The sequence below is a fragment of the Methanolobus sp. genome (genome assembly GCF_030682845.1).
Lineage (GTDB): Archaea > Halobacteriota > Methanosarcinia > Methanosarcinales > Methanosarcinaceae > Methanolobus.
The window spans coordinates 46,862-73,782 of record NZ_JAUXNK010000045.1; the positions used below are offsets into that span (position 1 = coordinate 46,862).

The window sequence follows — 26,921 nt, forward strand, 5'->3', positions numbered from 1 at the left end:
AACCTGAGGATCAGGCTTTAAAAAGGGATCATTATGGAAATCAACGGAGTAGAAATAGAAGATACTTTTGCTGAAGCGTTTTCGATCAAGATCGCAAGAGTGCTCATCACTGCAGCAACAAAGCGCTGGGCAGAGGTTGCAGCGCTGGAAGCAACAGGATTTGGTACATCTGTTATCATGTGTCCGGCTGAGGCAGGCATCGAAAGATATGCAAGCCCGCAGGAGACACCCGACGGCAGGCCGGGATACTATATCCAGATATGCACTTTCGGATACGATGCACTGGAACACCAGCTCCTTGAGCGCCTCGGGCAGTGTGTGCTCACAGCCCCGACCACAGCGGTCTTTAACGGCCTCCCTGCTGCTGAGAAGCAGTTCAATGTCGGTTTCAAGCTGAAGTTCTTCGGTGACGGCATGGAATCCGTAAAAGAGATCGCAGGCCGCAAGATGCACAGCATACCCATCATGGGCGGAGACTTCCTGGTTGAGGAGAACATCGGCGCAATACCCGGTATCGCAGGCGGTAACTTCTTCATCTTCGGTGACAGCCAGATGACCGCGCTTACAGCTGCAGAGTTAGCCGTGGACACCATCAAGGAACTTGAAGGCACCATCACTCCCTTCCCCGGAGGCATAGTAGCCAGCGGCTCCAAGGCAGGTTCCCACAAGTACGCCAAGTTCATGAAGGCAACAGCCAACGAAAAGTTCTGCCCCACCATCAGGGACAAGGTCGAAGGAACCGAGATCCCCGCTGACGTGAAAGCAGTATTCGAGCTGGTCATCAACGGCCTTGACGAAGCCTCAATAAAGAAGGCAATGCAGATAGGCATCAAAGCAGCCACCACAGTCCCCGGTGTCAAGAAGATCACTGCAGGAAACTACGGCGGCAAGCTCGGCAAATTCCAGTTCCACCTGAAAGACCTCGTCTGAGGTCTTTTTTCTTTTCTGTTTTCATGCTCATATCGATCAGTATTATCTACCAGCTCTTTTCTCTATGTTTAGATGAAAATGACACAAATGCAAGATTATCTAAGGCCAACATACGTTATTGATTTTGATTACCCGGCCGTCATGAAGAAGGCAAAGGAACTTGCAGGAAATAGCAAAAACTCTGTTGAGATAACAAGAATCTGCTTTGAGTTTGTCAGGGATGAGATACTGCACAGCCATGACCACCTGATGAACCCGGTCACCCTGAAAGCCTCCGAAGTCCTGAAGTACGGCACAGGTTATTGCTATGCCAAGAGTCACCTTCTGGCAGCCCTTCTCAGGGCAAACTCCATACCTGCGGGTCTTTGCTACCAGCGCCTGAGCAGGAATGATGATGGAGCTCCATTTTGCCTCCACGGGCTCAATGCTGTATATCTCGAAGAGATAGGATGGTATCGTATCGATGCCAGAGGGAACAGGGAAGGAGTGAATGCACATTCAACCCGCCTCAAGAACAGCTGGCCTATGAGGTAAAGATTGACGGAGAGGCCGACCTGCCGGAAATTTGGCCAGATCCACTTCCGGTTGTTGCTGAATCTTTAAGTGAATACAGAACATATGATGAAGTCTATGATAACTTGCCTGATATTCAGTTGATAGCGGGAAAGAAAAATAGAAGATGAAGACCAGCTTTTGGTCTTTTTCATTTGTTCTTGTTCAGATTTATCCCAGTCCCAGAGCGAGGAACCCTGCACTTATTCCTGCCTGGATCATCTCCTTGGGGTTAACTCCTGTGACCTCAAGCATCACATACACTCCCAGGAATGTGCCGGCCATGCTACCGAGGTTTGCCAGGGCTGCCACCAATATTACCCTGAAGAGATTGTTCTTCATCATATCCCCGGTATTTTCGGCATCTATAAGCTTCTTGAAATCATCTGTTGTGGGATTGCGGTACTTTGCCTCGGTGAGTCCTGCGAACCAGCCAGCGGCCATCATGGGGTTTAAGGATGTCAGCCAGGCTACAGAGAAGGCCGTGAGCACTGAGTATGGATGTCCCCTGGCAAGCAGGGCACCTGCGCCACTAAGTACACCGTTTATGATGAACCACCAGGCAAAGGCTACCATCATCGTCTCGAATGGAACGCCTGATAACAGAAGCAAACCAAATGTCGCAATGGCAATGCCTACAACTGCAAAACCCAGCAGCTTGGCCAGGCTGAAGCGCTTTTTTGGGGTTTCCACGGAGTAATCGACCTTAGGGAGAGAGGCCGGATTCTCAAGATAGCGCTGTATGCCGGCTCTGTGACCTGCCCCGACCACAGCAACGATCTTTTTTCCTCCGCTACCGGCAGCCCTTAACAGGTTTCTGGCCATGTAGGCGTCCCTTTCATCGATAAGGACTTTGACAGCATTGGGAGAAGTTACCCTGAATTCCTCCACAAGGACTGAAACAATATCCTGGTTGGTGATGGTATCCATATCTATATCCTTGGTGCCGCCAATACCAAGCACTGCAGCCAGGAGGCCTCCCATCATCTTGATCTTTTCAATGAATCCCATTTCATTCCAGAAGCGCTGGAGAGTGACCTGGACATTCCTGTCTATCAGCAGGACCTGCGCACCGCTTGCTTCCGCCGCTTCGATGGCTCCGATCATCTCGGCACCCGGCTGGATACCCATCTGGTCAGCGAACTTCTTCTGTATATGGGCAAGCAGCATGTGCACGATATAGAAATAGATCTTGCCTTCCTTCAGCAGTTCTTTAACAGGCACCTGGGTGTTTTGCACATTGCCCTTGATAGCTTCATACCTGGGACTACATAGCTCCACGGCCACAATATCAGGTTTTTCCCGGCTGATAGCATTATTTACTTCCCGGACACTCTTCTCCGATACATGGGCAGTTCCCACAATTATGATCTCTGTGGGCGGGAGAGCCCCGGCTTCAGTTGTTGACTGGGGAATTATCTCTTTGACAAGCTCGATCCCCGTTTCCCTGTCAGAAGAGACTGTATGACCTGTCTCAATGCTGCCGGGATCAAGGCCACCGCTTGCACTGGTAGAAGCATAGGCATAAGGCGTCTCCTGGGAATCGTCGTAATTGCTGGATTGATTCAATTCTTATCCTCTTGGAATCCTTTTTTGGATCATTCGTTTAGCAACGTCATGGCCCGCATGAGATCAGACCTTGAAAGTATACCTACAAGCTCTCCTTTGTCCATTACCAGTACACGGCCGATGTTATTCCGGGTCATCACCTTAAAAGCCTCAGACGCGGGATCCTGGGGAGATACCGAGATAACGTCGCTGATCATGATATCAGACACAAGTTTTGCGTAGCGTTCATGCGGAAGGATATTGCGTATATCCGTAAATGTCACAATCCCTTTTAAAGAATTACCCTTGACCACCGGATAACCCAGGTGCTTTTTCTCGAACATGAGTTTAGAGAGATCTTCCACATTAATATCAGGAGAAACAGAAACAACATCTGCTGTCATAATATCCTTTACGCTGTACCTTTCCAGCAGCACTGTGATAGTGGTAGACCTGTCCTCTTCTGAAGCCCCGATATAAACAAAGAAAGCTATCAGGATAAGCCAGGGATTGAAGAACAGGCCTATTATTCCCATAAGGAAAGCAAACAGTTTCCCAAAGGAAGCCGCATAGTGAGTAGCTTTGACATAGCTCATTCTTTTTGCATACCATGCCCTGAGAAGACGGCCGCCGTCCATGGGAAATGCAGGCAGGAGGTTAAAGAGAGCAAGTACTATATTGATAGAACCCAGGATATTGAGCATTAGGAATATTGAGGTATCCGAATAACCTGCCACAGAGGAGGAAACCAGTACGTTGAGGGCCAGCAATGTAACACCAATCACAAAGCTGACGAAGGGACCGGCAAAGGCCATCTTCAGTTCCTGGGACGGAACCCTGGGAATTTCCTCCATGGAAGAAACGCCGCCAAAAAGCAGAAGGGTTATGTCCCTGATCTCAACGCCATAACCTTTGGCAATGTATGAATGCCCGGCCTCATGCAGAAGCACGCAGACAAAGAGCAGGATAGTTGTTATGAGGGACAGGGCGTAGACCATAAGCCCTGATGGCGTCCCGGCAAAACCCAGAGGTGGTTCCGTGGTCGCGAAAACAAAAGCAAATACAGGCAATATCAGTAAAAATGTAATGTGCAGTTTTACCGGTATCCCTATTATAGTCCCGATCTTAAATGAGGTCCTCATAACGTGATGTTAGATTACGTTCTTATTTAGTTTTATCGAAAGTCAAATGCTTTGGAGAACACTTTCACCTTGCTTGGCTCATGTGTATATATCTGCGATATATATTCATATCTAATGCAGGCTGGATGTACAGATGCCTTACACGCTTCAAGGCAAGGTACTATCAGCCTCACCCCTCACTTTTGCTCGTTTTCCCACTTTTGCTCACTTTTTGAACTACTTACAGGACCCAGCACTTTGGTCAGATCGGCCATGAACATGTCGATCATTTCACAGCTCATATGAGGCATTATGACCAGGCGCAGAGCCTTTGGATCCTGTGTGATTGAAACATGCCAGTTATATTCCCTGGAAAGAGTGGCCCTCATCACAGCAGGTTCAGGAACTTTGAGAGCTACAACGTTAATCACCGGATCAATAACAGGTTCGACACCTATCTCTGCAGCTTTTCTTAAAAGATACCGCGTCATTTCCATACATTTGCTGACCGTTTCAGTATAGCCTTCCTTCCCAAGGAATTTCATGACAGCAAAGGTAGCTGCAACAGCAGCTCCGCTGCGTGTTCCTGTCATGGTGTACTGGCTGTCCACAGTAAGATAAGGAGTATGTGCTTTAAGGCATCTCAGATGCTTGAATTCCCTGAATAGCAGGATACCTGAAGGAATAGTACTCAGACCCATTTTATGTGGGTCTATTGCAATGGAGGTCACTCCAGGCAGGGAAAAGTCAAACACATGTTCCTGCTCAAGGAAGGGAAGAACAAAACCGCCAAATGCTGCATCTATATGCAAAGGGAGAACCTTTTCAAGTGCAAGTTCGGAAATCTTCCTGATAGGATCGACCTGGCCAAATTCCGTGGAGCCGGCTACCGCAACAAGCCCCACAGTGTTCTCATCTATAAGAGATCTCATTGCCTCAATCGAAACTTTGAGATCACTGTCAAGAGGAGCCTTCCTTACATCAATATCAAGAATATCAGATACTTTGTCAAAAGAGAAGTGCGCTGATATTGGGACAACGACATTGAGTCTTGATCCGGAATGTTTTCGTTCATGCAAATTACGCATGGAGCGGACAGCCTGGATATTGGATTCGGTTCCTCCTGTTGTAAGATAACCTTCTGTGAAGGGGCAATGAAGCATATTCCCTGTCATCCTGATGACTTCTTTTTCCATTTCATGAGTGCCCCTAAAAAGACCAAAATCTCCCATATTGGATTCAATGAATTGCATGTGAGCTTTAACAGCAATCCTGTGAGGAGCAGTACACATGGAACTCAGGACACGATCATAGCTGAAGTCCTTTGTTTTTGCATCATTCAGAAGAGAGAGGATTTCTTCTTCACTCAATCCGGTTTCATTCATTTGGAAAGATGAATATTAGAGGATATTTAAAAGAATTGTGTTCCAAGAATTGTATTGCAGGAATTGTATTGCAGAAAATATTAAAGAGAGAGAAAGAGAGATTTGGAAAAATTGGGATCAGTTTGTAGCCCTGAGAGCTACCCCATGGTTTCTACTGGAATTGAGTTGAGGATTTTTCCTTCGTACAATTTGTATTAAACAAAAAGAAAATTATATATACTAACAAGTTCATACTTACACTGCCAGGTTTTTTTAGAATGTTAAAAAAGTTGTTTGCATCTTTTTTTAGGTTTCCATTTGAAATCATGGGGTCTCTCTCCTTTATAAAAGCTCCAGTTGAAACAAAGGGGTTTAACTCCATATGAAACACTGATGCTTATCAATCACTGATCAATCATTGTTCCCGGAAAAAATTTAGCGTCTCTTAACATGCTTTTTTCGGTCCATTTTTATTCTTTCCATTGCTCCAGTTGAAACAGGGGGGTCTTAACCATAACCATTAATAACCTACCCTTCCTATGTATCCTTTGGAACAAAAAAGGAAACTGATAAGAAACTATTATTATAGCGCTTTGTTCCTGAAAAATAATACTGTGTTTATTATTGATATTATTAGGGTGACGCAAAAATGCAAAATAAGTCGTTGGATGGTTTATTTCAGGAGTTATTGGAAAATGAACCTATTTTTAAAAACAAAGAAGTTTTAAGGCATTCTTACACCCCGGATTCTCTTGTTCACAGGGACGATCAGATAAACGGTCTTGCTTCTATCCTGGTTTCAGCTTTAAGGGGGGATACTCCCTCAAATATACTGATATATGGTAAAACAGGCACTGGAAAGACAGCTGTTACACGTCATGTGGGAATCGAGCTTGAAAGAAAAGGTGAATCGCTGGGGATTTCCTGTAAAGTGGTCTATCTGAACTGTGAGGTAATAGACACCCAGTACCGGCTTCTTGCAAATCTGTCAAGGCAGTTTGGCGAGGATGTGCCAATGACTGGCTGGCCCACCGACCAGGTCTTTGCAAAGTTCAAGGAAGCAATTGACTCTGAAAAACAGGTTATCATTATAATTCTTGATGAGATAGATAAACTGATCAAAAAAGGCGATGATGTTCTTTACAATCTTTCCAGGATAAACACTGATCTGGAGCAGGCTAAAGTTAGCATGATAGGAGTTTCCAACGACCTGAAGTTCACAGAGTTCCTGGATCCCAGAGTAAAAAGCTCCCTTGGGGAGGAAGAGATCATATTCCCTCCATACGATGCTGAACAGATAAGTGATATCCTCCGTGAGAGAGCCCAGATAGCCTATAAGGAACATGCCCTTGATGAAATGGTCATCCCGCTGTGTGCTGCATTTGCAGCCCAGGAACATGGTGATGCGAGGCGTGCTCTGGACCTTCTCAGGGTTGCAGGTGAAATTGCTGAACGTGAGAACCAATCTCGTGTTGATGAACATCATGTCAAGATTGCACAGGAGAAGATCGAGATCGACCGTGTTGTTGAGGTCGTGCGCACGCTTCCCACCCAGTCCAAGTTGTCCCTCTACAGTGTCATGCTGTTGAGGAACAACGGCTACAGGAATGTCACCACCGGCGAGGTCTACAATGTGTACCGTCAGTTATGCATGCACGTGGATATGGATATCCTTACTCAGCGCAGGGTCACTGACCTTATGTCCGAGCTTGACATGCTTGGAATTGTCAATGCGGTCGTCGTAAGCAAAGGCAGGTACGGCAGGACAAAGGAGATCGTCCTGAGCGTTCCCATAACAAGCACAAAAAAAGTGTTATTTGAGGATTACAGGCTCAAACCCCTTGATGGTTTTAAGCCTGTGATGACGACCCAGTTGCATCTGTAATAGCTGCATCTGTAATCAGAAGTTTGGATCAGAAGCTGGGCAGCATGAGTCTGAGGTACCCTATGTATGGTATCCTGTATTTTGCAACCCCGATCACCCATTCTTCCTTTACAGGCAACATATAGCTGACCTGTCCCTGCTGGTCATAATACCTGTTCGTTACCTCGTTGTCTCCCTTGGTAATGTAACCTGCATGAGGCGCCGCTGGTCCGCCTTCCCACATGGGCTCTCCCTCTTCCACATGGTACATGGCTCTGTGGATAATAGGGGTGACCCCGTCTCTTCCATAGGGTTTGTACAGGATGACATTTCCATAGCTGTTAAAGGAAGTATAACTGTTCGTGCCTTCCTCATATGTTATGACCTGGGTCCTGTCGATGCTCTGGATAAAAACAATGTCTCCGACATTCATATGAGGTTCCATACTTCCTGATTCCACGGCGACCATAGGTGTCCACATCCCGAAAACGAGATAAGAGAAAGATGCAAATACAAGAACGGCTAACAATACCGATGTAAGATCGCGGGCGAGTGAAATAAAGAAATCATCACTCTCTTTGAAAGCTTTATAAGCGCCTTTTAAGTTCATTATATATCCTGCCTGTGTTCGAGCACGCAAAAAGATATTTTAGCGATAAGAATATACTGAAGCCAATAAAATCTTAACGTATGGATAATTACTTCCAACTATAATTGTATTACTGACCGCATTCATAATTACATTAACGCAGATAAGCAAAAATCCCGTTCAACCATGCGCATGACAGACATGAATGAAGTCGATGTCCTTACAGCCTTTATAGAAGAAGGCTATCAGATCAGTCCTGAAGCAGTGGAACTGATATGTTCTCATTGTTCTCCTAAAGAGCTTATAAGTCACGTGCTTAAGACCATTGACATATCGGTACTGGTCATCGGTGTTGAACATGTCGATCTTGGATCATTTGGTGACTCGCATGGCTCTAACGTTGTTACCCTGCAGTCCTCAATGCCCATATCCTCATTTGTTGTGAGTGATCAGGATTCATTATGTGAAAACCCTATCACTATCATTTCCGATATCTCGGACAATTCCACATGTGTGGGTGAGTATATGGAGTTTGTCCAGTATTTCAGGAACCGCTACAGCAAGTTAAGTGATATCATCCGCTCCCGTGTGAATGCAAGACCCATAGAGAGCCTGAAAAAGAAACGCTCTGCAAGTAGTTCTGTAAGCAGGCGCGGTACCGGTGAGCAAAGTGAAATATCGATAATCGGCATGGTATCTGAAATCAAAAGCACAAGCAATGGTCATAAGATCCTTGAGATTGAGGACCCCACCGGCACATTCTCGGTGCTTGTACGCACGGCTGACAAGGAACTCTTCGAGCAGGCTGCTCATCTTGTCCTGGATGAGGTCGCCGGCTTCACAGGTACTCTCACAAATGACGGCAAATTGATGATAGTTCAGAAGATAATTCTCCCGGACCTGCCAAACACTATGTCAAGAAAAGGTGGCACTTACGGGAAGGCGGTACTGACGTCTGATGTCCATATCGGCAGTTCCACTTTCCTCGAAGAACCCTGGGAGCATTTCATTGATTTCCTGAAGGGGAATACCGATAGTGAAGCACTTGCAGACATCTCCAGGGAGGTGCGGTATCTTCTCATTGCGGGAGATCTTGTTGACGGTATCGGCATTTATCCTGGACAGGAAAAAGAACTGAGCATTCAGGATATATATGACCAGTATAAAAGAGCTGCTGAATACTGCGAAGAGATCCCAAAACATATAAGAATCGTTATTTCTCCTGGAAACCATGATGCTGTGCGCCAGGCGGAACCTCAGCCAAAACTGCCTGAACGTATCAGGGCGGATTTCCCGGACAATGTGACCTTTGTGGGCAACCCTGCGATGGTAGATCTGGATGGCGCCAGGGTCCTTCTCTACCATGGGCGTTCCATTGACGACCTTGTGGCCGCAGTCCCGGGCGTATCCTACCATGCCCCCACAAAAGGCATGGTCGAGATGATGAAGTTCAGGCACCTATCTCCTATTTATGGAAGCCGCGTTTCCATTGCACCGGAAAAACAGGACCATTTTGTCCTGAACCAGGTGCCTGATATCCTGCACTGCGGTCATGTGCATACCATAGGAGTTGAGTGGTACAAGAATGTCCTGCTGATAAATTCAGGTACCTGGCAATCCCAGACCGAGTTCCAGAAAAGGATGAATGTCGTCCCCACACCGGCCCAGGTCCCTGTTGTAGACCTTTCCACCTTCAAGACGACGATACTGAGATTTGATGAGTGAGCCTGGCCCGGAAACCGGATACTTTACTCTTTTTCCTTTATCTTCAGCAGGGAATGGTTGATGGCCTGCTCGGGGCAGATGGTCACGCAGCGCCTGCAGCTTGTACCAAGACAGTTCTGGCTGTCGATGTCTAGAAACCTTCCTTCCTTCTTCTCGATAATGACCAGAGCATCCTCAGGGCACTCCTCTTCGCACTGGTGGCAGAGAACGCACTTTTCCACTGGAGCTTCCAGTATTATTCCGATGTCCTTTACAATTTCAAGGCCAAGGTATCCCACATCGTCGATATCTTTTCTGACCCTTTTCTCGATCTCTACAACCTTGCGGTCCTCAGGGAACGGTGGAATACCATACATCTGCAGCATCTGGGCATACATCTCGGCAGGCATTCCCTGTTGCCATGTGGAGAGTTCACACATGTATATCTCTTTGAATGTCTCACTGGTAGCCATCATCACATGGTCGGCCTGTATCCTTTTTGCGACCTCTGTGACCTCATCGAGCTTAGAGCGGTCGATAGCTATCTTCCGCGCAAGTCCTATAGAAGTATTCCCGAACTGGACTATTTTTTTGGAAAATCCCGGAACTGAGCCTATATGCCTTGCTTTTTCCGCATCCACATAGGTGCCAGTTGCGCCGGACATGTAAGAGTACATTAGGTCCTCGTATTTCAAGCCCGCTTCGACCATGAGTGTCATATGTGCTGCCCTTATGGCTCCTATCGCCTTTCCAACTTCCTCCACATCCCTGTCCGTGATGGAGATCCCGTCGCTAAGCGTTATCTTTCCATTGGGAAGCTTGGGAAGTTTTCTGATAAGCCCTTCCTTGAGCGCAAGCGCAATAGTGGAAATTACCCCGGTACCTGTGATGCCTTTTGGCACAGCTTCCGAATTCTCGATGGTATTCCCTGTGAGAGGGTCCACAAGAGGTCCTTTTACCGGGTTCAGGGCCGCGTCAAGCACCGTGAGTCTCCAGTAACCGTTTTCCTCGTTGACGTCGCTTATTGCTCCCGGCCCCGCAAGCATACCGCAGTCTATACCCTGTCCTTCTATGGCAGGGCCTGCTGCTGCGCTTGCTGTCATTATCCTGTCGCCTATCTTCAGGGCCATTTCTGCATTTGTACCATAGTCCGTAACTAGACATGGTTCTTTCTGGTTTATAAAGTCAGTCTCCATCATCATTGCCAGGGCATCGGCACCTATCTCGTGCTTTATGGCAGGCGGGATAATTATCTCACAGTTGTCCATCTCAAAGATACCTTTAAATATATCATTTGCAGGAAAAACCCTCGCGTCCCTTTTGACATCCTGGACCCCTAATGCTGCCTGCTTATTCTTTCCTGCGTATGCAAGATCCCTGATCTCTATATTCTGGAACAGGGAAAGCTGTATAGGGTTCCCGCATACTGCTATGCGGAGAATCTTTTCAGGTTCCACGTCAAACTTCTCCAATATCTTCTTCACGGTTTCCACCATGAGCCGGTGTGCAACTTCAGTTCCCGTCGAAATGGCAAAATCCAGATGGTCCATCACATTACCTCCAGGGAGCGGATGCCCCATGGTAATCACCGTCTTGATGGTCTCCTGCTTCTCAAGGTCTATCAGTTGCGACCTGAAACCGCTTGTTCCAAGGTCCAGGGATATCACATACATTTTCTACTCTCCTTTTTTACTCAGATAACAGAATACAGCATAGATGCGACCCCAATGACCAGGGGTTCCATGACGAGGTCGACACGATATTTCTTACCTATCTCCGGAGGCAGGCCACATGGTATGCCGGGAGTCGACACCAGGCATCTTTCCTCGATCATGCCTTCAGATATAGTATTTGCATTGGGGGTGGCTTCAAGGACCATGGAGAACCTTTTCCTGTCCTCACTGCAGTAAGGCTTAATTCCCAGCTCTTTCACAGCTTTCTCCAGAAATCCCCTGTTAGGGTCACATGCATAGACATTGAACCCTTTTTTCATAAGATGTGCAGCACCTGCATAGCCCACCCTTCCAAGGCCTATCACAAGGATATCTTTTGAGGATGCTTCCCTGAATCTGGAAGCTATCTCAGCATATATAATTCCTGTAGCCACGTGGTTGCTGACTATCTTCCCCTTGCGCAGGTTATGTGCAACGAACATATGGTCATCTGCCATCAGTATTATGTCGGCACCCTGCGAGACTGCCTCATAATAGCCGGTCATATCAGAGTGTTCGGTAATGGCTCCCTCAAGTCCGAAGTATTGAGTAATAAATAGCAGGGAAGATGCAAAATTGCTGATGATGCCGTCGCCTGCAGTTATAGGGATAATACCGACCTTCAGAGAGCCGGGTTTTGTGCCGTACAGTTCTTCGCATATTCCCCGAACATCAAGCCCTGTAACCCTTTTTATAGTCTCATCGTTCTCTTCAAGCTGCATTGACAGGTTCTCAAGATCCCGGGGTGTCAGAAGCGCCATATTCAGGCCCCCTGACCGATGGCAAGATATTCTCTAAGCATATTCAGACCTCTCTGCCTGTTAAGGTCTGCTTCTTCTTTTTCAGAAGCCCAGCTTATGAGCGTGAACACTTTCCTTTCTCCGCTGCACTCAAAGATCTCAAGCCCTTCAGATGCATGGAACTCGTGGTAATCAGTTCCCTGTGACAATACATGCTCACCAACAGGGACGAGTTCTCCGTCCCTGAAGAGCAGGTGCTCATAGGTACAATAGTTTCTTTCCGGGATTCCCTCATTCTCCCGGACCCCTGTCACAAATGCCTGCAAAAGCAGTTCTATAAGGTTCACTCCGGAGGAATGGTAGACCACCGTGGGTGTCTGGCTCGGGAACCTTGCATCGATCTCAAGCACTTTCAATCCTCGGGAGCTGTCTATCGCCTCGACATCCATAATACCCTTCAGGTTCAGGTTTTCTGCAAGCTTGTAGGTCAGATCCCTGAACTCAGGGTAATCGGCCAGGGGTGTCACCATGTGGCAATCATAGGTCCCGTCTATATGGATCTTAGTTTCCTTGACAACCTCAAAGCGCTCGCCGTCCCCTACGACTTCAAGGGAAACAACGTCTCCTTCGACATATTCTTCGATGAGCATGGACGGATCAAGTCCTTCCAGGCCGCTCTGATCGTAGATGATGGAGGTACCAATGCTGCTGCTCTCGCATGGAGGCTTAATGAAATATGGGGGAGATGTCGGATTATCCAGAGGCATGGGTACGTTGATGGAGCGGAAGTACTCTTTCGATCTTTTCTTGTCCATGCTGATGTGATAGGCATCGAAGTCAAAGAGCATGGGGCAGGCGAGCTTGTCCCTTAATGTCCTCAGGAAATTGATAGTTTCCAGGTTCTCGTTAACGGGAAGCACTGCCATTGCTGTTTTTGAGAGCTCGATGAGTTTCTCCGGCTCTTTTGTGACATCGAAACAATGGAACTCATCAACCACTTTCATTATCAAAGGGCGTTCCTTCTTATCTACCAGAACCACGCGCATCCCGGCTTTCTTCGTCAGGTAACTTGCCTCAAATCCCTGCAGTTTACCTCCGATCAGGACCAGGTTCTTCATGCTACCAGCCCCACTATCCTGTTGAAATCGGCCTGGCTTGCAGGTTCCATCCCCATGGTCTTCAGGCACTCTACAACGCTTTTTGGGTCCCTGTGCCTCTCCTCGGCTCCTCTGTCATAGTTAACGACTCCTTCAAGCGCGGAATCCGAAGGTATTATTGATGTTACCACATTTGCCCCGGCATTGAGCCTGTGTACCATTCCCGGAATGCCTTCAAGGTCAAGGGATGCAGGTATGAGCCTGTCAGGGAACATAAGTCTGAGAACGGCTATTATTTTCAGCTCTTCTATGCTTGATATACGGTTCACCTTTTCAAGAGGTGTGCCCTCCTGCGGTACGAATGTCATGACCCTTACCATGTCTGGAGTATTCGCCTCCATTCCTCTCAGTGACCTGATGGTCGATTCGATATCATTACCGACGCCGGTAAGTATCCCGTCCTCAACGCAGTAACCGATGCTCTTGGCGAACTTACGGGCATTGACCCTGTCCTCAAAGGACTGTCCGACCCTCAGTTTCCGGTAGAGTTGCTGGTCATGTGTCTCCTGGTAGAGGGCAAGGAAGTTTGCGCCGTTGTCATGCAATTCCTTTAGCACTTCATTTCCCATGACTCCTGGAGATATCATAATGGGAAGGTCCAGTTCTGATCTTACTGCCCTCACGACATCAACAAAATTTTCAGGTCTGTCATGGAAGTAAGGGTCTTCTCCCATGGTCAGGTCAACCATGTGAATACTCTCACCTTTCAGTGCACGGCATATATTACGCACTTCTTCTATACTCAGACGATACCTGTTTATCTCATGATTCGCCCTGTAATAGCAGAAAGTGCACTTGTTCTTGCAGTAGGTGGAAAAATAAACGAAGCTGTAGAGGAAGACTTTGTTTCCGAAAAAGTGATCCTTGACCTTCCTTGATAAGTAAAAAAGCTTTTCAAGCTGCTCATTCTCATTTATCCGGAGCAGTTCCCGGAGTTCATCGTCAGAGAACTGTGCCCCCTCCAGTACCTTCCCTGCAAACTTGTCCAGGTCGTTTTGTGTCATGTTATTTAGCAAGTTATCACCTCAGAGGTTCGTGCATATCCCGTTGTAGTAGGACTCTGACCTTGCAACGGATCTTATATTCTTGAAATTGTGTTTTGCTTTAAGCAGTCTTTCAAGTCCGAATCCGGCTCCTATCCAGGGCTTATTGACACCCCAGTCCATGTCCATGGGAATGGGTCCTACAACAGCGGATGAGAGTTCCATGTTCCTGTGCATGACATCAATAGTATCCCCGTATACCATGCAGCTATCGGCAACTATTTCGTACTCGATGCCCAGGAAATCTAGGAAATCATCTATAAGGGATTCAAGGGTTTGCCGGGTACATCTTGATCCCATCTGGCAGAAGTTGAGCATTGTGAACTCTTCGAGATGGCTGTTGCCGTCGGATTCTTTCCTGTAGCAGGGTCCTATCTCGAATATCCTTATGGGGTCGGGAAGTACATTATCGAATTTGCGAAGATGATTGTAGAGACCAGGCGCCAGCATAGGGCGAAGGCACATGTTATCTCCTACCCTGAATATTTGCCTGGAGAGCTCCTTATCCTCGCCTACGCCCATACGCTCCATATACTCAAAAGGAATAAGTATTGGAGATTTCACTTCAAGGAAGCCCATATCTACAAAGAACTCGGTTATGGTGCGCTCAAGTTTGCCGAGCATGTTCTCCCTGCTGTCCTCATACATTGCCCTGAGGTCCTTTTTTCTCTGTGTCAGCAGGACCGATTCAAGCTCTGCAAAGGAGCGTTTTTCCTTTGAGAAAGATATCATATCATCAGGAGCCAGTAATGAGAGTATCCTGTTCTTCTGAGTCTGGGTGAACTCATTTTTCTCCGGTTTGGCATGTTTTTGGGAGGAATGGTTTACAGGTTTTGTTACCTTGGGTTGATAGGTCTTTGGTTGTGATTTGAAGGTTTGTGCAGTAGCAGATGGCTGTCGCTCTGCAGGGGAATTATGAATCTGAGGTTTTACGATAGTGTTTGAAAGCTGCAAACTTTCGGATAGCATTGATGCATCCGGTATATCACTTTCAATAGAATTGAACTGGGAGGATTGTACTGTTTTTACCGTGACCCTGACTTCGTCTTTCCTTGCAGTCTTATTAGAGAAATCTTTTATTCTTTCTTCTGCGAGCCTGCATTTCTTACAGGGTTTGTGGTATTTATGGTTTCGAAGAGACCTTGCGGCCCGGCTGGACCTGGAGTTCCTTACCTGGGTGACCTCTCCGCAATCCATTGTTATTCGCAGGTTCTTTTGTGATGTCTCACAACTTCTTATTCCGTGCAGGTGCCCGTTCCTTGACACCCATAGACCGTTTTTGGATATTAATGAGTCCAATGGCTTTCTTTCCATGCTGTCAGCTCCCTGAATAAAGATCGTTTCCTAAGCATTTCCTAGAATCCGAGGTATTCCAGTGTCCAGTTACTTCCTTTGCTCTTAGTGAATGACATATCCGTATGCTCCTGTTTATTTTTCCTTTTCTGTTTGAAGATGATGTTTCGCCAAGATGTACCTTAGAATTCACATACAATACTATGTAGAATCTGGGTCATCGGCATATATATATATTCTCCATAATTATAGCTATTTAAACTTTACTAAAATGAGGGGAAATTATGCTATATATATTTAACCCATCCCTTCTCAAACCCAGAATGGAAGTGCTAGGGGTGTTGGCATACACCCCCACTATGGATATAGTTCTAGTGTTAGACGGAAGCCTCCGGTCTAGTGGAAAGCTCGTTTTTAACACATTACATACTACAAGAACGATTATATTTAGTATAATTCTACGTTGTTTGTCACATGACATGTGAATTTCATGCAGGTATGCTCCTGTGTAACACCTGTATGATACCAGGAAAAATAGGTAAGGTCAGAGGTCCTCTCTTTTCTGCTTCCTCAACAGCTGATGATTGTACAGCGCAATCTCTATATTCGTGCGCAGGTCGTCCTCTTCGAAGGGTTTCAATATATATCCATAGGGAGTGGTCAGTTTTGCTCTTTGTAGAGTTTCATCATCTGCATAGGCTGTAAGGTATATGACGGGTATATCCATCCTCTCGCGGATCTGTCTTGCTGCCTCAATACCGTCGATATCGCCTTTGAGCATGATGTCCATAAGTATAAGGTCAGGTGAAAAAGCTTCTGCCTTGCTGATAGCCTCCTCACCTGTTGAAGCCACACTTGGTACAAGATAGCCCAGTTTCTTTAGCCTGCTTTTTATTTCAAGTGCGACGATATTCTCATCTTCGACAACCAGAACTTTAATCTTTGTCATTTTATCACACCTTTAATTAGTCATCTGCTTGAACAAAATACTGAAAACAGTACCTTTGTTCCTTTCTATTTTAATTGTTCCCTCTAACTGCTTCACAAGTATCATCACAAGTTTCAATCCCAATGAATCATTGTTCTCAATATCAATGTCTTCAGGGAAACCTACTCCATTATCTTTGATCTGCAGCAGGATATCCTTATCCTGCTCTTCTATAGTTACAGTGATCTCTCCCCCCTCTCCTTCAGGGAAGGCATACTTGAGAGAATTCGAGACCAGTTCGTTTATTATCATTCCAAGCGGCAATACCTGATCTATTGAAAGCATGATATGGACACCCTTGAATTTTATCATGACCCGATCGTTTTTCATAGGATAAGCATTCATTATATCCTGGAGAAGTTTCTGGGTGTATTCCTGAAAATCTATCTCACTGGAGCTTCCCGTCTTGTAGAGTTTCTCATGCACCAGAGCCATCGATCTGATACGGTTCCTGCTATCACGGAAAGCCTCAACTACTCTTTTGGACCTGAACCTCTCAGATTCCAGGAACAGCAGGGATGAGATTATCTGCAGGTTGTTCTTGACCCTGTGGTGTATCTCCTTCTCACGTAGCTTGTCCGCCTCACGAAGTGCCTTTTCAGCGATCATGCGCTCATTGGTTGCTTGCAGCAATGCCTTTCGCGTTTCTTCTATACCCTTTGTCAGAATTTCAAAATCACCCTCACCATGCACACGAACCTCCCTGGAAAAGTCGTTTTCCTGGATAGACATCAGCACAGCGTTGGAATCATCTATGACATCATCCAGATGTTGTGCAAAGTCATCCAGGGCATCTCCCATCTGTTTGAACTCTCCCTTAAGGTCCAATCGTGTGCGTGTGGAAAGCTCACCTTCGGAAAGGGCCTTTGTCATGCGGACCGTTTCACGGATAGGAATTGCAAAAGCATCCAGTATCTTGTTCAATCCATGGGGTATATTTCTGAAATCAACATCAACATCAGTATCTGCTCTTGAGTCAAGGTTGCCTTTCACAGCATCTTCGGCAATTTCCCCGAAATCTGAAACTATTTTCTTAATAGATTCTGTGATGGAAAAGGCAACAAAATAGGCAAGTACTGACATGAAGATTATAGACAGGAAAGATATCAGTATCAATTCCTTGGCAAGGAACCTGGAACCTGCAAATATCTCTTCTCTTGGGATCACAAGCAGGAAAGAATAGTTGCCTGTTGTTATCGGCTCATAGAAGAAAATGACCTCCTTTCCGGTAGCGGGGTCTATGGTCTCAAAAGTGCCTCCTATCCCTTTGCCGATATTGTCTGCAGCATTTGATATGAAGGGGTCCCCGAAATCATAGAGTGATTTCATGCTTGCCCATTCCTTATTGATTGGATGGGTCACCAGCGTTCCTTTGCTGTCTGTGATGAAAGCGTAACCGGTATCGTAGACCCTGATACTGTCCATGGTCTCATCCAGATATTCCAGGGATACATCCGTGCCCGCAATACCAATGAACTCATCGTTCTTTATTATCGGGGAAACGTAACTGACGATATAGATTCCCTGATAGTAGTACAGGTCGGTCACTGTATCCTGGAGTCTGCTTTTTGTCAGCTGGTAGTAGTCCTCGGTGTCATAATCCACCAGTGGTTCAAGATCAATCTCCCCATTTATAGTGTTCCAGTAAGGAAGGAACCTGCCTGTTTCGTCGTGCCCGTATGTTCCGGCATATTCAGCATCCCTGCCATCAAAAGCATCGGGCTCGAACCCAACATAGATCCCTACAATATCCGGATTATACAGGAGCTGGTTGCTTAACATCTGGTTGACCTCCTCCCTGTCATTAGATTCATATTTTTCCATCGAGTGTGCAAAGGATCTTGCTATTGCCATATTCTTCTGCATCTCCCCGTCAAGCTGATTTGAATAGGCCCTGGCCACCGCCACAGCTCCAAGATATGCGTATTCTTCTGTCTGGGAGTTCACGGTAGAGATGGTTACGACAGTTGAGACTGTAAGGATGAGAGTGACTCCTGTTACAATATATAACATCAATTTGAACTTGATAGAGATATCTTTCCATTTCTTTAGCATAGACAGGTTCTCCCTGAACAGCAAATATCTCTATTGTGAGGTCTATCCATTACATTTCCTCTTTTCAGGCCCTGCTGTTCTGGATTTCGTTGAACCTGACAGAAGACCTGTCCTTATAGTATTTGAAAAGGTCCCTGCCCCATTCCAAAGCGCTTTGAGTGCTGCTAAGCATATCCTGATGGTCGTACCTGCCGCTCTTATTGAAAAAGCTGATAAGCAATGTTGTATCCGTAACTGTGAATGAAGGAGGTGAGATCCCGTCGGGCAGGCAATAGATCTCAGTTTTGTTGAAACTGCTGATCTCGCTGAATGTTTCAGGGAAGTTCTCCTGCAGGGTCTGACATACCCCTTCCGTCGCTACCAGGGATACCTTACCGCCTTTTTTTGCAACAGCGTTGTACAGGTAAAGATGCTCGGGGTAGAAAAAAGAGAAGACAGAATTGATATGTTCTGTCTTTGATGTGCTCTGGATGAATTTATGGGGAAGCTGGAACATATGGCTCAGGTCCTGTTCAAGCAGTTCGCACTCCCCGAGCTCTCCCAGCCTTCTGGCAAAAGGTCTTGGTATATCTGTGAGATTACGGCTTGTCCAGTAACCAATGTTAGCTTCGAACAGGTTTGTCAGCTCATAGGCCGGCTTGGCATTCCTGCTTATGATCCTCCCGAGATTTGAAAGGGTGAAGGCCTCTTTTTCCTGGGTTATCATGCCTTCCTCCTTGAGTTCTTTCAGCGGGAGGTGCAGGGCACGCATATCCACTTCCAGTTCTTTCATCAGCTCTTCAACCGTTTTTGGACTTTCGAGTAAGGACAGCAGGATCTTTGTCCTTTTTTGTGACAACCATACCAGATCGACCAGTGGAAAAGAAGTCATGGATATTTCCTTGTAAGTGTTCATTTCAACTGCCGGCCATCTTTATAGCGGTGGACCTCTTTCCATAATATTCTATCAGCTCTCTTCCCCAAAGCACTGCGCTCTCATCAAAACTCAGGATATCCCTGTGCTCATAGCGGCCTTCCTTGTTGAAGATGCTGAAATACAGGAATTTTTCAGTAACACACAGTATTGGCATATTGATTGTATCTTTGATCAGAAATATATTTGAGTTTGCAGATGACAGTAGCTTCTCAGCAAGTTCAGGTTTTTCCTTTTCAAGCCTTTCAAGTACTGAAGGTGCTAGAAATAATGAAAATTCGTCAACTTTATCCAGTATGTTCAGGCAGAGCGAGGGATATGTCGGATGCATGTAAGACTTTAGCATCATTACTCTCTTGCATTTGACTACATTATCCCGGAACTCTTTCGGGAAATCATATATGTTGTGCAGATCGGGCTCTATCAGATAATAATGCCCCAATTCCCCAATTCTTTCAAAGAGATGATCAGGGATGCCTTTAAAATCACGCGTTTCCCAGAAATCCCTGTTCTCATCGATCACTCTCGTTGTATCAAGGAAAAGCTTCATGTTATCCACCAGCAGCTCACCTATGGACGACAAACTGAAACCCTGCTTTCCTTCCAAAACTATCTGGTCCTTTTTGAGTTTTTTTATCAGGGGCATTATCTCGCGTGAGGAGACGTTCAGGGACTTTTTTATGTGCTCTGTTTCCTGCGTACCCTCTAACAGCAGGAACAGAAGTTTGATCCTCTTCTCAGAGTACCATAATGTTCCGGTGAGTTCTAGTGGCATGCTATCTGGCTTTTATAGTATTTTTTAATACAGGACATTTCACTTGCTGTTATATTATTCTATCCTCAGGAGGTTAATTTCCAAATCAAATGGCAGCATACAAATCACATGTCATGATACGGATCACAAGGTTATGTACATGTAATGCAGCATGTTACAAACCCCCGTCCCTGCAATAATAATCACCTTCTTCTGCAAAATCTCGGAGGCATCTTCTAAGACCAAGTCTTTCACCATATCTCAAATCTGTTGAAAAATAGCCACAGGTCATTCTATATCAACAAAAAAGATACGCACTATGTAGGAAGTATCCACTTTTAGTGATACGTCCTTGATGACTGCATTTGTAATGTTGTCAATTTCCAGGGTTCTGGGACAACATAAGATGCAAAAAGAGGAGAAAGAGGTAGTTAAATGGCAAATCAAGAAATTATAGATAAATTAAAAAATGCCCTGGTCAACCAGGACATAAATGGCACTGTAGAAGCCACAAAAGAGGCTCTTGCAGCTGGAATGACAGCAAATGACATTATCAACAACGCCCTTGCGCCAGGCATGAAGATCATCGGTGATAAGTTCGAGGTTGCAGAGATCTATCTTCCTCAGATCATGATGTCTGCAAAGGCCATGAACAATGCCATGGAAGTGCTTAGACCGGCAATGGAAAAAGAGAAGATTGGTGAAGGAAGCGGTATTGCTATTACTTTTGTGCAGGAAGGAGATATCCACGACATCGGCCACCGTCTGGTTTCCACAATGCTCGGTGCCAATGGCTTCAAGATAATAGACCTTGGAGTAGATGTGTCAAATGAAACGATCATTGAAGAGGTCAAGAAGAACAAAGGCAAGAAAGTGCTACTTGCAGGTTCCGCATTAATGACAACTTCAATGATGAGCCAGAAGGACACAATAGTGGCGCTCAAAGAAGAGGGCCTTAGAGACTCTGTCAAGGTCATGTTCGGTGGAGCTCCTGTCACCAAGCAGTGGATAACTGAGATTGGAGCCGATGGAACAGCAGAAAATGCTGCAGAAGCTGCCAGGGTTGCACTTGATCTTACGAGGAAATAAACGAGGTGATGAGAAATGACATTCAGAAAATCGTTTGATGTTTATGATTTTTATGAGCGTGCAAAGTCTGGTGAGAAAATCACCCAGGACGACTGGGACTTAATGGTTATCCCTTCAAAGACCGCGGAGCTCAAGAAGAAGTACGGGCTGGACTTTAAGGGAGAGTTCATACCCACTGACATGGATATGGCAGAAAAGCTCTTCAAAGCAGGTTTTGAGATGCTCCTTGAAGCCGGTGTCTTCTGTACTGATACCCGCAGGGTTGTCAAGTATAATGAGGCTGAAATATGGGACGCTATCAACAATGTCCAGAGGGAGTTTAGTCTGGGATCAGGCAGAGACCAGTCAGTTATCAGGAAAAGAAAAGTTGGTGACAAGCGCAAGCCCCACATCCAGGGTGGCCCGACAGGTGCTCCTGTGTCTGAGGATGTATTCGTTCCCCTTCATCTGAGCTATGCACTTGAGAAAGAGATCAATACCATAGTCAATGGTGTCATGGCCACAGTCCGTGGACATGGACCCGTACCAGGCAGCCCCTATGAGATACTTGCAGCCAAGACCGAAGGCAGGCTGATCAAAACAGCATGTGAGCTAGCCGGAAGGCCTGGCATGGGCATATAGGGACCAGAGACTTCCCTGTCCGCTCAGGGAAATATAGCTGCTGACTGTGCCGGTGGCATGCTCAGCAGTGACAGCCACGAGGTCTCCCAGCTCAATGAGCTCAAGATCGACCTTGATGCTATCAGTGTGGTTGCTCACTATCAGGGCAACAGCAACATCATCATGGATGAGCAGATGCCCATCTTCGGTGGCTATGCCGGTGGCATAGAAGAGACTGCTATTGTTGATGTTGCAACCCACATCAATGCCTTTGTGATGAACAATGCGACCTGGCACCTTGACGGTCCTATCCATATCCGCTGGGGATCGACCAACACCAGGGAAACCCTGATGATCGCAGGATGGACCTGTGCGGCTATCACGGAACACACAGACATGCTCACGGGTAACCAGTACTATCCATGTGCAGGTCCCTGTACAGAAATGTGCCTGCTGGAAGCTGCAGCCCAGTCTATCACTGACACAGCATCCGGACGTGAGATCCTCTCAGGTGTTGCATCTGCAAAGGGTGTTGCGTTGAACAAGACCACAGGTATGGAAGCCAGGATGATGGGAGAGGCTGCAAGAGCGACAGCTGGTGTTGAGATCGCAGAGGTCAACAGAATCCTCGACGCTCTCGTTAAAATGTACGAGAAGAACTATGCAGCTGCACCTGTAGGCAAGACCTTCCAGGAGTGTTACGATGTAAAGACCGTTACACCCACTGATGAATACATGAAGGTATATGACGGCGCAAGAAAGAAGCTCGAAGACCTGGGTCTGGTGTTCTAAGACCAGATTCATGACTAAGACAAGCCGGCACTTACACTGCCGGCTTTTTAATACAGGGAGGTAATATGATGAGAAACTTCAATAAAAATATGCTGAAGTTGTTCATACTTATATTCTTAGTAAATCTGTTAGTCCCGACAGTTGCAGTTGCCCAGAGTCTTGAGGAAACATACATGACACCTCTGGGTGAGGAAGGACTGACTGCAGACACGACACACCTGGAAGATGAGCTGCATAAATGGAACAAGAACATGGATGTCTGGTTCATGTTGATGTTAGTCGCATTTTTGATGCTGTTCATTAAAAAGTTCGAATGGGGCGTATGTCTTGCCGTCCTGCTTGTTACTGCCGGGAGCTTTATCACCTTTATGGCGATCAAGCAATTCGTGTTCGGAGAATTCGTCTGGACGCAGGATTGGACGATCATGGCAGTGTTTTGTGCCATTACGGTTGTGATAGCCATAGGGGTGTTCCTGGGAACTATCAAGATGTGGCAATACTTCCTGGCCGGGATATTGTTTGCACCCGCATGGATCGCAGCTGATTGGTGGATGTTCAGTTATCTGGAAGGAGTCGTTGACCCTGGAGGATCGATGCTGGTCCACATGGTGGCTGCTTACTGGGGCTGGGGTGTCATACTGACGCTCAGGGAAAAGAGGGCTTTTGATGTCCCCGTCTTTACAACAACGCACAGTGTTTCCTTTGTCTGGCTTGCATCGATGTTGTTGTGGGTATTGTGGCCTTCTTTCGTGACTGCACTGCTGCCTGCGGACCAGGTCTCATGGGCAATGTTTACAGCTTACATGGCAGGTCTTGGATCCATAATCTCGACCTATGTGTTCTGCATGATTTGGCAGAAGAAGGTCGATCCTCTGGTGTTCACATACGCCATGCTGGCAGGCCTGGTAGCTATAGGGTCGCCATTGGTCTCTGTGGATCCATGGACAGCACTTGGGATCGGACTTGCTGCAGGTGCACTGTCAGCAACATGCTTCATAAAACTGCACCCATGGCTATGTGCAAAGCTGGGTGTCCTTGATGTCATGGCTGTGCACAACCTGCACGGGATACCCGGTATTTTCGGAGCTGTATGTGGAGCCATCTTTGCCGGAGCGATGATCAACTTTGTAAGTCTGGTAGGCATCCTTGTTATTTCACTTGTTGCAGGAGGAATAACAGGTGTCATACTAAGAGTTACAAGAGGAGAGATGGAGATTGGCAGTATGATGAGCGATCAGGCTGACTTTGTTGGGTGGAAGGCAGAACCTGTCGCGACCGAGGATGGAAAGGTAGTTGTGCAACAAGTCTAAGCACACTACTTTCCTATTTTTATTTATTTTGATATTAATTCTGTAGATTATATGATCAAAGAGAGGACATTATGGTTGAATATACCCCCAAAGAACGATTGGCGCGCGCCCTTAAAGGGCAGCCTGTGGACAGGATGCCTGCCGTATCATTTACACAGACAGGCACAGTAGAACAGATGGAAGCCTCCGGGGCATTCTGGCCCGAAGCGAACGAAGATGCCCAGAAGATGGCAGCACTTGCAGAAGCAGGCCACACCGTCGTGGGCTTTGAAGCTGTGCGTGTTCCTTTTGATATCACTGCAGAGGCCGAGTTCTTCGGATGCAAGATCAAGGCGGGAACAAGAGAGCAGCAGCCTTCCGTTGTCGGTCATGTGATAAAGGAAACCGCAGACATTGAGAAACTCAGTGGATACGACATCAACAAAGGCAGGATCAGTGTCGTGTGCGATGCTATAAAGATACTCGCAGACAAATATGGTAAAGAACTCCCTATCATGGGCAGTATGATCGGTCCCTTCTCTCTTGCCCAGCACCTCAATGGTGATGATTGGTTCATGAATATCTTTACTGATGAGGCTTTTGGCCAGGCCCTGATAGATTTCACAACCGACTTTAACATTGCCTATGCAAAGAAGATGGCTGAAAACGGTGCCGATACCATGGTTATCATAGACCCCACAGCCAGTGCCCAGCTCATTGGCGCCCAGTTCTATGAGAAGTTCGTTGTTCCATACCACAGAAGAATAGTCAATGCCATGAAGGAGCTTGGCGTGGCCACTGTACTGCACATCTGCGGAGATACCACCCAGGGACTGGCACTGATGGAGGTGTGCGGTGTGGATGCCATCAGCGTTGACCAGAGCGTGAATGTTGCAACTGCAATGGACAAGGTTGACAGAGCTATAATCATAGGTAATCTTGACCCGGTGAATGTGCTCTGGAACAAGACACCTGAAGTTGTAAGGCAGAAATCAAAAGAAGTGCTTGATGCCGGCGTACCTATACTGGCTCCTGGATGTGGTATTGTCAGTAAGACTCCTACTGAGAACCTCAGGGCAATGGTAGAGATGATCAAGGAACACAGGTATTGATCAATCAGGCTGAGGGTGTGTTCCTGCCTCAGCCTGCTGTTTATTCTTAAGGGTGTATTATGGATGGGATCTTGACCAGTCAGGGAAGCATAAAAATAATGTTTTTAAGTACAGTTACCCATACTTCTGTTGTTGATCCAGCCTATTATACAAGAGATGCCTTGCAGGTCTTGTCTTCTGTTACCCACCTTCTGTCCCATAGGGAGTAAGCCATCTCCTTTAAGCTGGAAACTCTTGTTGCAGGTGTTCCTGTCATGAACTTCCTCTCGCTGAGTGAATATCTCATTGTGAAACGGTCCTTCTCCAGAGGTGTAGGTGCAGATATCATTTCTCTTTCCTTAAGGGAGTATGCCATTAACATTTTCTGTCACATCCTGAATTATGCTCTATCTTGTTGCTATTATCTGCTTTTTAAGGCAGACAGAATCCTACTACAGAGCTTATTGTATATATAGCTTTCTATATGTCGAAAAAGCCCCATACCTTCCACTTTCAGCCAGATAACGCAGTCAAGCTCATTAAAGTACCCAATCCTCACCTGGCAATAATTCTATTTACTTGAAGGCAGTTCGTTACATTAGAGCCACCTATAATTACAGATGCGTTATATAGAGAATGAATCTGACTTTCATACCCATATGACTTGAGGTAAAAAAGCAGGAGATAATTATGAGCAAAGAAGTTATATTAAGAATGCTTGCCGATGCCGTCGTATCCTGTAGGAAGGATGACGTTGTTAAGGCTGTGGAGGCAGCAAGAATAGAAGGTATTGAGCCCGCAGATGTGATTGGGAAAGGTCTTGCGGTCGGTGTAAGTAAGGTCGGTATCCTCTTTGATGAGGGTAAGATGTTCCTGCCTCATTTGGTTCTGGCTGTGGATGCAATGGAAGCAGGTATCAGTATCCTGGAAGCTGAAGTTCACGAAGGACATCCTTGCAAAAGACTTGGCGTCATAGTTAATGGTACCGTGGAAGGAGATGCACACGATATTGGTAAGATCATCGTGTCAGGCATGCTTAGGGCTTCAGGTTTCACAGTGCACGACCTTGGCAGGAATGTTCCCCTGCAGGATTTTATTGACAAAGCGAAAGAAACAAATGCAGACCTGATAAGCCTGTCTGCCCTTACCACTATTTCTCTTAACCGCCAGTATGAATTGATCAATATGCTCAAGGAGCAGGGCTTGAGAGACAAGATCAAGGTCATGGTTGGTGGAGCTCCGGCCACCCAGGAATGGGCTGACAGGATAGGAGCCGATTGCTATGCAAAGAACGCTGCTGAGGCTGTCGAAAAGGTAAAGGAACTTCTTTTGCTGAAGTAAGATGAATGTTAGTTTTATTCGGCTGTCATCAATCCTTTTTTGCTTATATCCATCATTTTCGTTAACTGTGATAATTGTAATATTACAATTACATTGTAATATTGTCAGAACGATGGAATATTACTCTATCAATAATGAATTCACATGCTATAGACACATTGCACTGAGTTTATGATATATAGTTTTCTCTTTATGGTAGTTATACTGACTGCTCTACACGTCCCATTTATCTCATGAGAGGTCGAGGAGCCAAAGTGAAAAGGAGTTTACCATGAGCAAAGAAGAAACTTTCAAACTGCTTTCCGACGCGGTCGTTTCCTGCAAGAAGGATGCGGTTTTAGCTGCTGTTGAAAAGGCAAAAAGTGAGGGTATTGAACCCGCTGAGATCATAG

General features: G+C 46.2%; 22 protein-coding genes and 2 pseudogenes. 10 read left to right on the forward strand and 14 right to left on the reverse strand.

All coding sequences use genetic code 11. The annotated features are described in order from the left end of the window. The first annotated feature begins 33 nt into the window (after nucleotides 1-33). The gene (fhcD, locus tag Q8J68_RS04680) at nucleotides 34-930 is read left to right on the forward strand and encodes a formylmethanofuran--tetrahydromethanopterin N-formyltransferase (RefSeq protein ID WP_292465738.1); all 897 of its coding nucleotides are present in this window, start codon (nucleotides 34-36) and stop codon (nucleotides 928-930) included. A 72-nt stretch (nucleotides 931-1,002) separates the two neighbouring features. Further along, entirely contained in the window at nucleotides 1,003-1,464 is a 462-nt protein-coding gene (locus tag Q8J68_RS04685) for a transglutaminase family protein (protein ID WP_305310381.1), read from the forward strand. Between the two features lie 189 nt (nucleotides 1,465-1,653). Here the strand turns inward: Q8J68_RS04685 and Q8J68_RS04690 are convergent, their stop codons facing one another. The 3 genes from Q8J68_RS04690 to mfnA form a co-directional block, all read right to left on the reverse strand. After that, nucleotides 1,654-3,051: a TraB/GumN family protein gene (locus tag Q8J68_RS04690; protein WP_305310382.1), complete on the reverse strand. Its 1,398-nt coding sequence runs from the start codon at nucleotides 3,049-3,051 to the stop codon at nucleotides 1,654-1,656. 29 nt (nucleotides 3,052-3,080) lie between these two features. Continuing rightward, nucleotides 3,081-4,172 carry a CBS domain-containing protein gene (locus Q8J68_RS04695; RefSeq protein WP_305310383.1) on the reverse strand — a complete coding sequence of 364 codons (1,092 nt, stop codon included), beginning with the start codon at nucleotides 4,170-4,172 and terminating at the stop codon, nucleotides 3,081-3,083. A gap of 176 nt (nucleotides 4,173-4,348) precedes the next feature. Next, complete coding sequence (mfnA, locus tag Q8J68_RS04700) at nucleotides 4,349-5,536, reverse strand: tyrosine decarboxylase MfnA (RefSeq protein WP_305310384.1); 1,188 nt, start codon at nucleotides 5,534-5,536, stop codon at nucleotides 4,349-4,351. Between the two features lie 628 nt (nucleotides 5,537-6,164). On the opposite strand from mfnA, the gene Q8J68_RS04705 reads away from it, so the two are divergent. After that, nucleotides 6,165-7,400 (forward strand): ORC1-type DNA replication protein, encoded by a 1,236-nt coding sequence (locus tag Q8J68_RS04705; protein ID WP_305310385.1) that lies wholly within the window; start codon nucleotides 6,165-6,167, stop codon nucleotides 7,398-7,400. Nucleotides 7,401-7,428: 28 nt separating this feature from the next. Here the strand turns inward: Q8J68_RS04705 and Q8J68_RS04710 are convergent, their stop codons facing one another. Further along, on the reverse strand, nucleotides 7,429-7,989 hold the full coding sequence (locus Q8J68_RS04710; protein ID WP_305310386.1) for a signal peptidase I: 561 nt from the start codon (nucleotides 7,987-7,989) through the stop codon (nucleotides 7,429-7,431). Nucleotides 7,990-8,169: 180 nt separating this feature from the next. Here Q8J68_RS04710 and Q8J68_RS04715 point away from each other — a divergent pair, with 180 nt between their 5' ends. Continuing rightward, entirely contained in the window at nucleotides 8,170-9,693 is a 1,524-nt protein-coding gene (locus Q8J68_RS04715) for a DNA-directed DNA polymerase II small subunit (protein WP_305310401.1), read from the forward strand. A 23-nt stretch (nucleotides 9,694-9,716) separates the two neighbouring features. Here the strand turns inward: Q8J68_RS04715 and Q8J68_RS04720 are convergent, their stop codons facing one another. The 9 genes from Q8J68_RS04720 to Q8J68_RS04760 all read right to left on the reverse strand — a co-directional run bounded on the left by Q8J68_RS04720 (nucleotide 9,717) and on the right by Q8J68_RS04760 (nucleotide 20,348). Beyond that, nucleotides 9,717-11,345 carry a methylamine methyltransferase corrinoid protein reductive activase gene (locus tag Q8J68_RS04720; RefSeq protein ID WP_305310387.1) on the reverse strand — a complete coding sequence of 543 codons (1,629 nt, stop codon included), beginning with the start codon at nucleotides 11,343-11,345 and terminating at the stop codon, nucleotides 9,717-9,719. Between the two features lie 20 nt (nucleotides 11,346-11,365). Continuing rightward, nucleotides 11,366-12,145: a 3-methylornithyl-N6-L-lysine dehydrogenase PylD gene (gene pylD / locus Q8J68_RS04725; RefSeq protein ID WP_305310388.1), complete on the reverse strand. Its 780-nt coding sequence runs from the start codon at nucleotides 12,143-12,145 to the stop codon at nucleotides 11,366-11,368. 2 nt (nucleotides 12,146-12,147) lie between these two features. Further along, entirely contained in the window at nucleotides 12,148-13,242 is a 1,095-nt protein-coding gene (gene pylC / locus Q8J68_RS04730) for a 3-methylornithine--L-lysine ligase PylC (RefSeq protein WP_305310389.1), read from the reverse strand. Then, on the reverse strand, nucleotides 13,239-14,297 hold the full coding sequence (pylB, locus tag Q8J68_RS04735; protein WP_370867599.1) for a methylornithine synthase PylB: 1,059 nt from the start codon (nucleotides 14,295-14,297) through the stop codon (nucleotides 13,239-13,241). The genes pylC and pylB overlap by 4 nt, the downstream gene beginning before the upstream one ends. A 9-nt stretch (nucleotides 14,298-14,306) precedes the next feature. After that, nucleotides 14,307-15,638 carry a pyrrolysine--tRNA(Pyl) ligase gene (gene pylS, locus Q8J68_RS04740; protein WP_305310390.1) on the reverse strand — a complete coding sequence of 444 codons (1,332 nt, stop codon included), beginning with the start codon at nucleotides 15,636-15,638 and terminating at the stop codon, nucleotides 14,307-14,309. A 523-nt stretch (nucleotides 15,639-16,161) separates the two neighbouring features. Then, nucleotides 16,162-16,566 carry a response regulator gene (locus Q8J68_RS04745; RefSeq protein ID WP_305310391.1) on the reverse strand — a complete coding sequence of 135 codons (405 nt, stop codon included), beginning with the start codon at nucleotides 16,564-16,566 and terminating at the stop codon, nucleotides 16,162-16,164. Between the two features lie 12 nt (nucleotides 16,567-16,578). Beyond that, complete coding sequence (locus Q8J68_RS04750; protein WP_305310392.1) at nucleotides 16,579-18,660, reverse strand: histidine kinase dimerization/phosphoacceptor domain -containing protein; 2,082 nt, start codon at nucleotides 18,658-18,660, stop codon at nucleotides 16,579-16,581. A gap of 64 nt (nucleotides 18,661-18,724) precedes the next feature. Beyond that, entirely contained in the window at nucleotides 18,725-19,555 is an 831-nt protein-coding gene (locus Q8J68_RS04755) for a winged helix-turn-helix domain-containing protein (protein WP_305310393.1), read from the reverse strand. A 1-nt stretch (nucleotide 19,556) separates the two neighbouring features. Next, entirely contained in the window at nucleotides 19,557-20,348 is a 792-nt protein-coding gene (locus Q8J68_RS04760; RefSeq protein WP_305310394.1) for a winged helix-turn-helix domain-containing protein, read from the reverse strand. Between the two features lie 414 nt (nucleotides 20,349-20,762). Between Q8J68_RS04760 and Q8J68_RS04765 the strand changes: the two genes are divergently transcribed. The 4 genes and pseudogenes from Q8J68_RS04765 (at nucleotide 20,763) to mtbA (ending at nucleotide 25,209) form a co-directional block, all read left to right on the forward strand. Next, nucleotides 20,763-21,416 (forward strand): corrinoid protein, encoded by a 654-nt coding sequence (locus Q8J68_RS04765; protein WP_305310395.1) that lies wholly within the window; start codon nucleotides 20,763-20,765, stop codon nucleotides 21,414-21,416. A 15-nt stretch (nucleotides 21,417-21,431) separates the two neighbouring features. Next, nucleotides 21,432-22,808 (forward strand): annotated as a pseudogene (locus tag Q8J68_RS04770) (monomethylamine:corrinoid methyltransferase). A gap of 68 nt (nucleotides 22,809-22,876) precedes the next feature. Further along, complete coding sequence (locus Q8J68_RS04775) at nucleotides 22,877-24,118, forward strand: ammonium transporter (protein WP_305310396.1); 1,242 nt, start codon at nucleotides 22,877-22,879, stop codon at nucleotides 24,116-24,118. A 71-nt stretch (nucleotides 24,119-24,189) separates the two neighbouring features. Continuing rightward, entirely contained in the window at nucleotides 24,190-25,209 is a 1,020-nt protein-coding gene (gene mtbA / locus Q8J68_RS04780) for a methylcobamide:CoM methyltransferase MtbA (protein ID WP_305310397.1), read from the forward strand. A 145-nt stretch (nucleotides 25,210-25,354) separates the two neighbouring features. Here the strand turns inward: mtbA and Q8J68_RS04785 are convergent, their stop codons facing one another. Then, a complete protein-coding gene (locus Q8J68_RS04785) occupies nucleotides 25,355-25,570 on the reverse strand; it encodes a hypothetical protein (protein WP_305310398.1) in 216 nt (71 codons plus the stop codon). 308 nt (nucleotides 25,571-25,878) lie between these two features. On the opposite strand from Q8J68_RS04785, the gene Q8J68_RS04790 reads away from it, so the two are divergent. Next, entirely contained in the window at nucleotides 25,879-26,529 is a 651-nt protein-coding gene (locus Q8J68_RS04790; protein ID WP_305310399.1) for a B12-binding domain-containing protein, read from the forward strand. A gap of 271 nt (nucleotides 26,530-26,800) precedes the next feature. After that, nucleotides 26,801-26,921: pseudogene (locus tag Q8J68_RS04795) on the forward strand (dimethylamine corrinoid protein 3); the annotation flags it as partial.